The organism is Streptomyces sp. NPDC101165 (assembly GCF_044768135.1).
Taxonomy (GTDB): Bacteria; Actinomycetota; Actinomycetes; order Streptomycetales; family Streptomycetaceae; genus Streptomyces.
In genome coordinates, this window is the sequence record NZ_JBIWPG010000028.1 from 104,047 (window position 1) to 118,340 (window position 14,294).

The following is a 14,294-nucleotide window of genomic DNA, read 5'->3' on the forward strand; positions in this document are numbered from 1 at the left end:
CCGAGGAGCTGTGGGAGCTCGTCGCCGGCGGCCAGGACGGCATCGGGGCGTTCCCCACGGACCGCGGCTGGGACCTGGCCGCCCTCGCGGCGGGTGCGTCGGCCACCATGGAGGGCGGTTTCCTCGATGGCGTCGCCGACTTCGACGCGGCGTTCTTCGGCATCTCGCCGCGCGAAGCCCTGGCGATGGACCCGCAGCAGCGGCTGCTGCTGGAGACGGCGTGGGAGGCGGTGGAGCGCGCCGGCATCGACCCCACCGCACTGCGCGGCTCGCAGACCGGGGTGTTCGTCGGCACCAACGGGCAGGACTACCTGACCGTCCTGCGGACCGCCACCGAGGACGTGCGCGGCCACGCTGCCACCGGCAACACGGCGAGCATCCTGTCCGGCCGGCTGTCGTACACGCTGGGTCTGGAGGGCCCGGCCGTGACCGTCGACACGGCGTGCTCTTCGTCGCTGGTGTCGATGCACTGGGGCACGCGCGCGCTGCGCTCCGGCGAATGCTCGCTCGTGCTGGCGGGTGGCGTGTCCGTGATGTCCACACCGGACTCGATCATGGAGTTCACCACACAGGGCGGCCTGTCGCCGACCGGTCGGTGCCGGTCGTTCGCCGACGACGCGGACGGCACCGCCTGGGCCGAGGGCGTCGGCGTCCTGGTGCTGGAGCGGCTGTCCGACGCGCGGGCCAACGGCCACCACGTGCTGGGCCTGGTGCGCGGCACCGCCATCAACCAGGACGGCGCGTCCAACGGTCTGACCGCGCCCAGCGGCCCGTCGCAGCAGCGGGTCATCCGCGCCGCGCTCGCCGACGCCGGTCTGTCCATGAGGGACGTGGACGCGGTCGAGGCGCACGGCACCGGCACCTCGCTCGGCGACCCGATCGAGGCGCACGCGCTGCTGGCCACCTACGGCCGGGACCGCGAGACGCCGCTGCTGCTCGGTTCCGTGAAGTCGAACATCGGTCACACTCAGGCCGCTGCGGGTGCGGCCGCTGTCATCAAGATGGTCATGGCGATGCAGCACGGCATCGTGCCGCCGACCCTGCACGCGGACCCGCCGTCCTCACACGTCGACTGGTCGGCCGGCGTGGTCGAACTGGTCACCGACTCGATCGCGTGGCCGGAGACCGGCCGTCCGCGCCGGGCCGGAGTGTCGGCGTTCGGCATCTCCGGCACCAACGCGCACGTGGTCGTCGAGCAGGCCCCGGAGGCGGAGTCGGCCGCCCGCTCCGTCAGCCCGGAGATCCTGCCGTGGCCGGTGTCGGCGCGCACCCGCGAGGCGCTGGACGCGCAGCGCGGGCGGCTGGAAGCCTTCGTCACCGACCACGAGCGGGTCGACGTGGCGTGGTCGCTGGTCAGCACCCGCGCCCACCTCGCCCACCGCGCGGTGCTGCTGTCCGCACCCGACGGTGTCGTGGAGACAGTCACCGGCACGGCACGCGGCGACGGCGCACTGGCGGTCGTGTTCTCCGGTCAGGGTTCGCAGCGGCTGGGCATGGGGCGTGAGCTGTACGCACGGTTCCCGGTGTTCCGGGAGGCGTTCGACGCGGTGGTCACGGAGCTGGAGGCCGATGTCCGTGCCGTGATGTGGGGCTCGGACGCCGACGCCCTGAACGGCACCGGGGGGACGCAGCCGGCGCTGTTCGCGGTGGAAGTGGCGCTGTACCGCCTGATGGAGTCGTGGGGCGTCGAGCCCGGCTTCGTCGCCGGTCACTCCGTCGGTGAGATCACGGCGGCACATGTGGCCGGCGTGCTGACGCTGGCCGACGCGGCGGCACTGGTCTCGGCACGGGCACGGCTGATGGCCGCGCTGCCGGCCGGCGGCGGCATGACGGCGATCGAAGCCGGCGAGGACGAGGTCCGCGCCGAGCTCGTCGACGGCGCGGTGGTCGCGGCCGTCAACGGCCCGCGGGCCGTTGTGGTCGCCGGTGAGACCGAGGCGGTCGCCACGGTGGCGGCGCGGTTCACGCGGTCCCGTGAACTGCGGGTGTCGCACGCGTTTCACTCACCGCTCATGGACCCGATGCTGGCCGAGTTCCGCTCCGTGGTCGAAGGCTTGTCCTTCGCCCCGGCGCAGATTCCGGTGGTGTCCAACGTGTCCGGCGGTATCGCCGGCGATGAGCTGGCCACGCCGGAGTACTGGGTCCGGCACGTCCGCGAGGCGGTGCGGTTCGGCGACGGCGTGGCGACGCTGCTCGACGCGGGCGTGACGACCCTGCTCGAACTCGGCCCGGACGGCGTGCTGTCCGCGATGGCGGCCGAGACCGTGCTGGAGCGTGGCGCCGAGGCCACCCTCGTGGCGGCGCTGCGTCGCGACCGGGGCGAGGAACGCGCTGTCGTCACGGCGCTGGCGCGCCTGTACACGCAGGGCGTCGACATCGACTGGACGGCGTACTTCGCCGGCAGCGGCGCACGCACCATCGACCTGCCCACCTACGCCTTCCAACGCGAGCGGTTCTGGCCGACGGCGGCGCCCGTCACCGTGGCCGATCCCGTGGACGCGGAGTTCTGGGCGGCGGTCGAACGTGCCGACCTCGACACCCTGGCATCGGCCCTGGAGCTCCAAGGCACTGAGCTCTCCACGGTGGTGCCGGCGCTGTCGCAGTGGCGTCGCCGTCGCCGCGACCGTGCGGCCACGGCCGGCCTGCGCTACCGCATCACGTGGCGTCCCGTCCGGCAGAAACCCGGCGACGGACGGTGGCTGGCACTTGTGCCGGCCGGCTGGCAGGCGGACGAGACCGTGGCCTCCGTCGTGGCGGCGCTGGACGTGGTGCCCGTGGTGCCGGGCGCGGACCTCCCCGACACGGACGGTTTCGCCGGGATCCTGTCCCTGCTCGCCGCCACCGACAGCGACGACGTCCCCGACGAGGCGTGGCCCGAGGCGCTGCTGGCAGCGTTCGAGGGAACCGGGCTCCCGGTCTGGCTCGTGACGCGCGGGGCCGTCGCCGTCGTCGGCGGCGAGCAACCGGTGCCCGCTCGCGCCGCGCTGTGGGGCGCCGGCCGGGTCGCGGCCCTCGACCACGCCGACCGCTGGGGTGGCCTGCTCGACTTGTCCGGCCCGGTGACGACGACCACCGTCGAGCACGTCAGGTCGGCGCTCGGTGGAGCGGAGGACAACGTCGCCGTGCGCGATCACGGCGTGCTGGGCCGCCGGCTGGTCCGTGACGTGGGTCTCGCCGCGGAATGGACCGCCACCGGCATGGTGCTGGTCACCGGCGCGGACACCCCCGAAGGTGCGCGCACGGCGCGCTGGTTGGCCGACCGTCGGGTGCCGGGCCTGCTGCTGCTCGGCAGCAACCCGGGCGACCTGGGCGTGCCGGTCACGGCGTCCGATGTGGACCCCGAGGACCGGGACGCGCTGGCCGCGCTGCTCGCCGAGCACGCCGTCTCGACGGTCTTCGTCACCGGCGACGCCGGAGCCGACAACCTGGCCGCACTGCTGCACGACACCCCGCTCGACGCGTTCGTGCTGTTCGGGTCGGTCGCCGGCACCTGGGGCGTGCGGGACCGGGCCGGGCAGGCCGCCACCGACGCGCGGCGCGAGGCCGTCGCCGCCGCGCGACGGGCCCGTGGCCTGGCCGGAGTCGCGGTGGCGTGGGGCGCCTGGGCCGGCAGCGAGGGCGACGGGATGGCCCGGCACCTGCACCTCAACGGCCTGCCGGCCATGGAGCCCGGCCGGGCGCTCGCCGCCCTGGACGGCGTGCTCGGCGGCGCCGTCGATGTGACGGTCGCCGACGTGGCATGGGAGACCTTCGCCCCCGCCTTCGCGCGAACCCGGCCCAGCAGGCTGTTCACCGAGCTGCCGGAGGCCGCCGTCGCGGAACCGGCGGGGCACGGTCTGCGCGACCGCCTGCTCACCCTGCCCGAACAGGATCGCGCCCCTGAGGTGCGCGCCCTGGTCCGCGACCGGGTGGCCGCGGTGCTCGGCCATGCGGGCGGCACGGCGATCGATCCGGACCTGCCGTTCAAGGACCTCGGCATCGACTCGCTGACCGCGGTGGACCTGCGCGACCAGCTCACCGAGCTGAGCGGGCTGCCGCTGCCGGCCACCCTGGCCTTCGACCACCCGACGCCGGCCGTGCTGGCCGACCACCTGCTCGCCGAACTGCTCGGCGAGCGGACCGAGGACCTCGCGCCGGTGCGCGCCGTGGCCGCCGACGACGACCCGGTGGTCATCGTCGGCATGGCCTGCCGCTACCCGGGTGGGGTGGGGTCGCCGGAAGAGCTGTGGGAACTGATCGTCGTGGGCACCGACGCCATCGGCCCCATGCCCACGGACCGCGGCTGGGACCTGGCCGGGCTGTTCGAGCCGGGCCCGGCCGGCCGGCCGCGCACGGTGGCGCGCGCCGGCGGATTCCTCGCCGAAGCGGCCGACTTCGACCCGGCGGTCTTCGGTATCTCACCGCGCGAGGCGGTCATCATGGACCCGCAGCAGCGGTTGGTGCTGGAGTCGGCGTGGGAGGCGCTGGAGCGAGCCGGCGTCGACCCGGCCGGGCTGCGGGGCTCGGACACCGGCGTGTACGTCGGCGGCATCAGCGGCGACTACCGGCCCGTCGCGGAGGGGCGTGACTGGCAGACCGCGCAGTCGGCGAGCCTGCTGTCCGGCCGCCTCGCCTACACCTTCGGCCTCGAGGGACCGACCGTCTCGGTGGACACGGCGTGCTCGTCGTCGCTGGTCGCGATGCACCTGGCGGCCCAGGCGCTGCGGTCCGGAGAGACGGACCTGGCACTGGCCGGTGGCGTGGCGGTGATGTCCACGCCGGTCAACTTCGTGGAGTTCACCGACCTCGGTGCGCTGTCGCCGGACGGCCGCTGCAAGGCGTTCTCCGACGCGGCGGACGGCACCGGCTGGGCCGAGGGCGTAGGCATGGTCGTTCTCGAGCGGCTCTCCGACGCACGGCGCAACGGCCACGAGGTGCTGGCGATCCTGCGCGGCTCCGCCATCAACCAGGACGGCGCTTCCAACGGCCTGACCGCGCCGAGCGGCCCCGCGCAGCAACGGGTCATCCGCCGGGCGCTGGCCGCTGCCGGCCTGGCACCGTCCGCCGTGGACGCCGTGGAGGCGCACGGCACCGGCACCAAGCTGGGTGACCCCATCGAGGCGCAGGCGCTGCTGGCGACGTACGGCCGAGACCGGGAACGTCCGCTGCTGCTCGGTTCGGTGAAGTCGAACATCGGCCACACCCAGGCCGCGTCCGGTGTTGCCGGTGTCATCAAGATGGTGCTGGCCATGCGGCACGGCATGCTGCCACGGACCCTGCACGTCGGCGAGCCGTCCTCGCACGTGGACTGGTCGTCCGGTGCGGTACGGCTCGTCACGGAGGCGACGGCCTGGCCGGAGACCGACCGGCCTCGCCGCGCGGCGGTGTCGTCCTTCGGCGCCAGCGGCACCAACGCGCACCTGATCCTGGAACAGGCGCCGTCGGCGGTGACCGAGACCGTCTCCGAACGACCGCACGGGGTACTGGCGTTGCCCCTCTCCGCGGTGACCGGTGCGGCACTGCGCGATCAGGCCCGCCGTCTGCTCGACACGGACGTCACTTCGCTGCCGGACCTGGGGCTCTCCCTCGGTACCACCCGCGGCATGTTCGACCGGCGCGCCGCCGTGCTCGCGGCCGACGTCGACACCCTGCGGGCCGGGCTCACCGCCCTCGCCCAGGGCACGCCGTCGGCGGCCGTGCGCACGGATCGCGCCGGCAGCGGCGCATTGGCGTTCCTGTTCACCGGGCAGGGCGCGCAGCGCGCCGGCATGGGCCGTCGCCTGTACGAGCTGTACCCGGTGTTCGCCGAAGCGTTCGACGCGGTCGTCGCGGAGCTGGACCCGCATCTGGCACAGCCGCTGCGTCAGGTGATGTGGGACGGCACGGACGGCGCGCTCGACCGCACGGAGTTCACCCAGACCGCGCTGTTCGCGCTGGAGGTGGCGCTGTACCGGCTGGTGGAGTCGTGGGGCATCAGGCCCGACTTCCTGGCCGGGCACTCCGTCGGCGAGCTGGCCGCGGCCCACGTGGCCGGTGTGTTCTCGCTGGCCGACGCGGCGGCGCTGGTCGCTGCCCGCGGGCGGCTGATGGAGGCGCTGCCGACCGGCGGCGCGATGGTCTCCGTGCAGGCGTCCGAGGACGAGGTGATCCCGCTGCTCACCGATGCCGTGTCCATCGCGGCGGTGAACGGCCCCGAGGCGGTGGTGATCGCCGGTGACGCCGACGCGGTCGACGCGGTCGCCGTGCACTTCGCGCACCGGGGACGCAGGACCAGGCGGCTCAACGTCAGCCACGCGTTCCACTCCCCGCACATGGACGCGATGCTCGCCGACTTCGAGCGCCTCGCCCACCAGGTGACCTACCACGTTCCGACGATCCGGCTGGTCTCCACGCTCACCGGCGTGGTCGTCGAGCCGGGGAACCTCGTCACCGATCCGGCGTACTGGGTCCGGCACGTCCGCGACGCGGTCCGGTTCGCCGACGGTGTGCGGACCCTGCTGGCCCGCGGCGTCACGACGTTCCTGGAGATCGGCCCCGACGGTGTGCTCACCGCGATGGCCCAGGACACCATCGCGATGAACGGCGCAGGAGCGGTCGCGGTGGCCTCGCTGCGCCGCGACCGGGACGAGGACGCGGCGCTGGCCGCGGCACTCGGCACGCTGTTCACGCGGGGCGTCCGCGTCGACTGGGCCGCCGTGCACGCCGGTGCCCGAAGGATCGGGCTGCCCACCTACCCCTTCCAGCACGAGAGGTTCTGGCCGGAGATCACGGCGACCACGGTCGTGCCCGCCGGCCGACGCGACGACGACGGGTTCTGGGCGGCCGTCCAGGACACCGACCTCGAAGCGCTGGAGTCCATGCTCGACGTCGACGGCGAGGCGCTGGCGAAGGTCATGCCGAAACTGCTCGACTGGCGGCGCGCGAGGGACGAGCAGTCCACGGTGGACAGCTGGCGGCACAGGATCGCCTGGCGCCCCGTCGCCGGACGCCGTACCGCCGTCACGGGCACATGGCTCACGGTGCTGCCGGCCGACCGGGTCGGCGACGCCTGGGCGGACACCGTGGTCGGCGCGCTCGGCCCGGACTCGGTCCGGGTCGAGATCGGCGACACCGATCGCGAGCGGGTGGCCGTACAGCTGCGTGAGGCCGTGGACGGCACGCGGGTCGCGGGCGTCCTGTCGCTGCTGGCGCTGGACGAGACCATCGTCGGCGCCGTACCGAACGGCGCGCTGCTGACCACCGCGCTCGTGCAGGCCCTCGGCGACGCCGGCATCACCGCGCCCCTGTGGTGCGCGACCCGTGGCGCGGTGTCGGTGGACGCCGACGAGCCGTTGACGCACCCGGTGCAGGCGGCGGTGTGGGGCCTCGGACGCGTCGTGGCTCTCGAACACCCCCACCGCTGGGGCGGTCTCGTGGACCTGCCGTCCCTTCTGGACGGGGCCACGGCGACCCGGCTGCCGGGTGCGCTGTCCGGCGAGGGCGGTGAAAACCAGGTCGCGGTGCGGCCGGGCGCGGTGTTCGGCCGCCGGCTCGTGCCAGCGTCGGCGGCCGACCCGGACCGCCTGTGGACGCCGGACGGCACGGTCCTGGTGACCGGCGGCACCGGAGCGCTGGCCGCGCACGTCGCCAGGTCGCTCGCCGCGGAGGGCGTGCCGCACGTGCTGCTCGCCGGCCGTCGCGGCGAGGCCGCGCCGGGTGCCGCCGAACTGCGGGCGGAACTGGAGGGCCTCGGCACGCAGGTCACCGTCGCGGCGTGCGATGTGGCCGACCGGGCCGGCCTGGCCGCGCTGCTGGACGGTATCCCGGACGAACACCCGTTGACCGCGGTCGTGCACACGGCGGGCGTGTTGGACGACGGCGTCGTCGATGCCCTGACGCCGGACCGTTTCCAGGACGTGTTCCGCGCCAAGGTGACCTCGGCGCTACTGCTCGACGAGCTGACGCGTGATCTCGACCTGACCGGATTCGTGCTGTTCTCGTCGGCGTCGGGCGCGGTGGGCAACCCCGGCCAGGCCAACTACGCCGCCGCGAACGCCGTGCTGGACGCGCTGGCCGAGCAGCGCCGGTCGAAGGGCCTCCCGGCCACGTCGATCGCGTGGGGCGCCTGGGACGGCGGCGGCATGGCCGCCACCGCACGTGCCGAGGAGGGCGCGCAGCGCACCGGCGTCGGCGCGATGGACCCGGCGCTGGCCGTGACGGCGCTGCGGCAACTCGTCGTGGAGCCGGTGGCGGCCGCGGTGGTGGCCCGAGTGAGCGCGGCGGCGTTCCTGCGCGGCGCCACGGGATCCCGCCTGCGGACGTTGCTCCAGGAACTGCCCGGCGGCGAGGACCTCGACACCCCGGCGCGGCGGCAGGAGGAGGCGCCGAGGCTGCTGACGCGGCTCGCCGGCCTGACGCCGGTGCGGCGCCGGGAGCAGGTGCTGCGGCTGGTGCAGGACAGCGCGTCGGCGGTGCTCGGCCACGCCGATGCCGAGCTGGTCGGACCCGACAGGGCGTTCCGGGACATGGGCTTCGACTCGCTGAGCGGCGTCGAGCTGCGGAACCGGCTCACCGGCGCGACCGGGCTGACCCTGCCGTCCACGCTGGTGTTCGACCAGCCGACGCCCTCGGCGATGACCGCGTACCTGCTCGACGAACTCGGGCTGGACGAGGCGAGCGACGGCGCGGTGGTCGACGGCGACGAGGTGGCCATCCGTTCGCTGCTCGCCTCCGTGTCGCTCGGCCGGCTCCGCGAGATCGGCGTGCTGGAACCCCTGCTGCAACTGACCGGCCGCGGCACCCAGCCGGCGGACAGCGGCGAGCCGAACGACGCCGCCGAGCAGGTGGACGTCGACGAGATGACCGTGGACGACCTGGTCCGAACCGCGCTGAACGGCTCGTCCGACCTGACGGTCGACTGAGGGAGGGAAATTCCGGTGTCTACACCCAAGGACAGCACCGACAAGGTCGTCGAGGCGTTGCGGGCGGCCGTGAAGGAGACCGAGCGGCTGCGCAGGCAGAACCAGCGCCTGGTCGCCGCCACCACCGAGCCGATCGCGATCGTCGGTATGGCGTGCCGGTTCCCGGGCGGCGTCAGGTCGCCCGAGGACCTGTGGCGGCTCGTCGCCGACGGCGACGACGCCATCAGGCCGGTCCCCGCCGACCGCGGCTGGGACATCGGGGAACTTGCGGGCGGCGACACCACGCTGCTCGGCGGGTTCCTGCCGGATGCCGCCGACTTCGACGCCGCCTTCTTCGGCATATCGCCCCGCGAGGCGCTGGCGATGGACCCGCAGCAGCGGCTGCTGCTGGAGACCTCGTGGGAGGCGTTCGAACGAGCCGGCGTCGACCCGGCGTCGCTGCGCGGCAGCCGGACCGGCGTGTTCGTCGGCACCAACGGCCAGGACTACGCGTACCTGATGGTGCGGTCTCCCGCGCAGAGCACGGGTGAGGTCGGCACCGGCATCGCGGCCAGCGCGATGTCCGGTCGGCTCTCCTACACGCTGGGCCTCGAGGGGCCGGCGATCACGGTGGACACGGCGTGTTCGTCGTCGCTGGTGGCACTGCACTGGGCGGCGCAGGCGCTGCGCTCCGGCGAGTGCACGCTTGCGCTGGCCGGTGGTGTGAACGTGATGAGCACGCCGGGCGCGCTGGTGGAGTTCTCCAAGCAGGGCGGCCTCGCCCCGGACGGGCGCTGCAAGGCGTTCGCCGACGAGGCCGACGGCACCGGCTGGGCCGAGGGCGCTGGCATGCTCCTGCTGGAGCGGCTGTCCGACGCCCGCCGCAACAACCACCCGGTGCTCGCGGTGGTGCGCGGCTCGGCCGTCAACCAGGACGGCGCGTCCAACGGCTTCACCGCGCCGAGCGGGCCGTCGCAGCAGCGGGTGATCCGCGCGGCGCTGGCCAACGCCCGGCTCACCGAGAACGACGTCGACGCCGTGGAGGCGCACGGCACGGGCACCGCGCTGGGCGACCCGATCGAGGCGCAGGCACTGCTGGCGACCTACGGCCGCGACCGGGAACGCCCGCTGCTGCTGGGCTCCGTGAAGTCGAACATCGGGCACACGCAGGCCGCCGCGGGCGTCGCAGGCGTGATCAAGATGGTTCAGGCGATGCGGCACGGAGTGCTCCCGCGCACCCTGCACGCGCGCAATCCGTCCTCGCACGTGGACTGGTCGGCGGGCTCGATCGAGCTGCTGACCGAGGAAGTGCCCTGGCCGGAGACGGGACGGCCCCGCCGTGCCGCCGTGTCGTCGTTCGGCATCTCCGGCACGAACGCGCACACCGTCCTGGAGCAGGCGCCCGAACCGGCGCCGGCCGAGCAGGGCCCGGTGCGCGACGCGGTGGTGCCGTGGGTCGTGTCCGGTCGGACGGTGCCCGCACTGCGGGACCAGGTCGCGCAGCTGGTCGCGAACGTCGCGGTGACGACGAGCGCCGCCGACGTGGCCGCAGTGCTGGCCACCGGCCGTACCGCCCACGAACACCGTGTCGCCGCCGTCGGCCGGGACATCACGGACCTCGCGGCGGCGCTGTCGGCGTGGGCGGCGGGCGACCCCGCGCCGGGCGTCGTGTCGGACACAGCCGCGCGGACCGGGAAGCTGGCCGTGCTGTTCACCGGCCAGGGCGCGCAGCGGCTCGGCATGGGCCGCGACCTGCACGCCCGGTTCCCGGTGTTCGCCAGGGCCTTCGACGAGGTCGCTGCCGAACTGGACCGGCATCTGCCCGGCTCGATCCGTGACGTCCTCTGGGGTACCGACGCCGACAGTCTGAACAGCACGAACTGGTCGCAGCCCGCCCTGTTCGTCGTAGAGGTGGCGCTCCACCGGCTCGTCGAGTCCTGGGGCGTGCAGGCCGACCTCGTCGCCGGCCACTCGCTCGGTGAGATCACCGCCGCGCACGTGTCCGGGGTGTTGAGCCTCGCCGACGCGTGCCGGCTGGTCGCCGCCCGCGCCGTGCTGATGGGTGCGCTGCCGGACGGCGGCGCGATGCTCGCCGTGGCGGCGACCGAGGAGGAGGTCGCGCCGCTGCTGGACGCAGCGGTGTCGGTGGCGGCGGTCAACGGCCCGACGGCGGTGATCGTCGCCGGCGACGAGGATGCGGTCGAGCGCGTCGCCGGCGACGCCGACGAGCGCGGCTGGAAGCACAAGCGGCTCACGGTGTCGCACGCCTTCCACTCGGCCCGCATGGACCCGATGCTGAGCGACTTCGCCGACGCCATCGCGGACATCGAGTTCGGCGACGCGCGGATCCCGCTGGTGTCGTCCGTGACCGGCAGCGTCGCGGAGGCGGCGCAGATCCGGGACGCCGCCTACTGGGTGGCGCACGTGCGACGACCGGTCCGGTTCGCCGACGGCGTGCGCGCGTTGCTCGCCGCCGGGGCGACGACCTTCCTGGAACTGGGACCCGACGCAACGCTGTGCGCGATGGTCCAGGACACCGCGCCGGATCCCGTCACCGCCATCCCCGTGCTGCGTGCGGGCCGCGACGAGGAGACCACCGTGGTGAGCGCGCTCGCACGACTGTCCGCACGCGGCGAACACGTCGCGTGGGACGCGTTCTTCGCGCCGCTCGGGACACGTCCGGTGGAGCTGCCCACGTATGCGTTCCAGCGCTCCCGGTTCTGGCCGGACGGCGGTGTGGGCGGTGACGCCGCGTCGGTCGGGCAGTCGGCGCTCGGCCACGCGCTGCTCGGTTCGTCCGTGGAACTGGCCGGTGACGGCGGTGTGGTGCTCACCGGCCGGCTCTCGCCGGCCACCCAGCCGTGGCTGGCGGACCACGTCATCCTGGGCCGGATCCTGTTCCCCGGCACAGGCTTCGCGGAGCTGGCGCTGCGCGCCGCCGACGAGGTCGGCGCGGATCTCGTCGAGGAGCTGACGCTGTCGGTGCCGTTGGAGTTGCCCCGGCACGGCGCCGTCGCCGTCCAGGTGCGGGTGGGCGCGGCCGACGAGGACGGCCGCCGGTCGGTGGGCGTCTACTCCCGCGACGCCGAGCACGTCGGCGAATGGCTCCAGCACGCCGCGGGCACGCTCGGGACCGGAAGCCCTGACGCCGGCACGGACTTCGCGTCGGCATGGCCGCCGCCCGGCACCGATCAGGTCGACCTGGCCGGCTTCTACGACGGCGGTGACTACGGGCCGGCCTTCCAGGGCCTGCGCGCGGTGTGGCGGCGGGACAGCGAGGCGTTCGCGGAGGTGGCGCTGCCCGCCACGGCCCGTGGTGCGGACCGGATGGGCGTGCACCCGGCGCTGCTGGACGCCGTGCTGCATGCCGTCGGCTGGGTCGAGTCCCCGGACGGCGGCCGTGGCGTACTGCCGTTCTCGTGGGAGGACGTGGCCCTGCATCGCACGGGCGCGACCACGCTGCGCGTTCGGCTCACCCGCGGCGGCCAGGGGGCCGTCGGCATCGAGGCGGTGGACGGCGCGGGCCGGCCGGTGGTGACCGTGGGCAGGCTGGTGCTGCGTGCGCCGTCGGAGGAGGACACCGCGCGACGCCCCGACTGGCTGTTCCGCGTCGACTGGACACCGTTCGCCGTCCAGCCGGTGACCGGGGCTTTCGTGGTGCTCGGCACGGACCCGGGCGGACTCGCCGGCGCGGTGCGGTACGACACCGTCGACGCCGCGCTCGCCACCGGGCCGGACGTGGTCTTCGCGCCGGTCACGGGCGCCGGCGTGCTCGATGCGACGACGCGGGCGCTCGGCCTGGTCCAGGAGTGGCTCGCCGACCGGCGCACCGAGGACGTGCCGCTGGTGTTCGTCACCGACGGCGCCGTGTCCGGCGCGGACGTTCCGGCCGCCGCCGTGGGGGGCCTGGTGCGGACCGCACAGGCCGAGCACCCGGGACGCTTCCTGCTGCTCGACGCCGCTGCCGATGAGTGGCCGCTGCTCGCGGTGGCACCGGAACTGGTGGCGGCGGGGGAGACCCAGGCCGTCATCGAGGGCGGCACCGTGAAGGTCGGCCGGCTGGCCCGGTTCGCGGGCGCGGAGCGGCCGTCCGAGTGGCACCCCGACGGCACGGTGCTCGTCACCGGCGGCACCGGCGGCCTCGGCGCGCAGCTGGCCCGGCACCTCGTCGCGGAGCACGGCGTGCGCAAGCTGCTGCTGCTCAGCAGGCGCGGCCTCCGGGCGCCGGGCGCGAGCGAGCTGGCGGCCGAGCTCACCGGGCACGGCGCGCACGTCGACATCGTCGCCTGCGATGTCGCGGACCGCGACGCCCTTGCCGCCGTGCTCGAGGGGCGCAGGGTCACCGCCGTGGTGCATGCCGCGGGTCTGCTGGACGACGGCGTCGTCACCACGCTCACCCCGGAGCGGCTCGACGGCGTGCTACGGCCCAAGGTGGACGCCGCACGGCACCTGCACGAGCTGACTGAGGACCTGGACGCGTTCGTCCTGTTCTCCTCCGTCGCGGGTACGCTCGGCAGCCCCGGCCAGGGCAACTACTCCGCCGCGAACGCCGCTCTCGACGCGCTCGCCCGCGAGCGCCATGCGGACGGTCGGACCGCGCTGTCGCTGGCGTGGGGCCCATGGACGCAGGACGCCGGCATGACCGGTGCGCTGACCGAGGCCGACCTCAAGCGCATGGCGGATTCCGGCTCCGCGCCGCTCACGGTGCCGCAGGGCCTGGCGCTCTTCGACGCGGCCGTCGCCACCGACGAGCCGGTGCTGGTGCCGCTGGCGGTACGCCCCGGCGCCCGCGTCGGCGCCCCCCATCCGTTGCTGCGCGGCCTCGTGCGCACGCGTCGTCGGCGCCCGTCGGCCGATGCGGCCCCGGCGGCGCCGGTCACGGCGCGGCTCGCAGGCCTGGACGAGCAGGCGCGCACGCGATTCGTCCTGGACCTGGTGTGTGCCGAGGTGGCGGCGGTGCTGGCGCACGACTCCACGGACGCCGTCGCCGATGACCGCGAGTTCCGCGACCTCGGCATGGACTCGCTGACCGCCGTGGAGCTGCGCAACCGGCTCGCGACGGCCACCGGGCTGCGGATGTCCGCGACCCTGGTGTTCGACTACCCGACGCCCGCCGCGCTCGCGGACCACCTGCTGTCCCGGCTCAGCGGCGCGGCGACCGCCAAGGCCCAGGCCCCGAACCCGCTGGCGGAGCTGGACCGGCTGGAGTCCGCGCTGGTGGGCGCCGACCCCGACCCGATCACACGCGCCGGCATCACGGCCCGGCTGCGAGGCCTCGTGGCGCAGTGGGCCGGCGTCGACCCGACGCCCGACGGCGAGGCCGTCACGGAACAGATCTCCTCTGCCAGCACCGACGAGATCCTCGCCTTCATCGACCACGAGCTCGGCCGGATCAACGACCGCTGAACTCCCCACATTCCGCACCGAAAGGTAGCC

General features: G+C 74.6%; 1 protein-coding gene and 1 pseudogene (1 of these 2 running past the window's edge). Both read left to right on the top strand.

The window, feature by feature from the left end:
• Positions 1–8,879: the final stretch of a type I polyketide synthase gene (locus ACIRVH_RS41160; protein WP_403964859.1), read on the top strand. The gene continues 18,829 nt to the left of window position 1, outside the view; 8,879 of the gene's 27,708 nt are visible here — the last part of the coding sequence; its start codon lies beyond the left edge, outside the window; the stop codon is at positions 8,877–8,879.
• A gap of 66 nt (positions 8,880–8,945) precedes the next feature.
• Positions 8,946–14,264, top strand: a pseudogene (locus tag ACIRVH_RS41165) (type I polyketide synthase); the annotation flags it as partial.
• Positions 14,265–14,294: the final 30 nt, after the last annotated feature.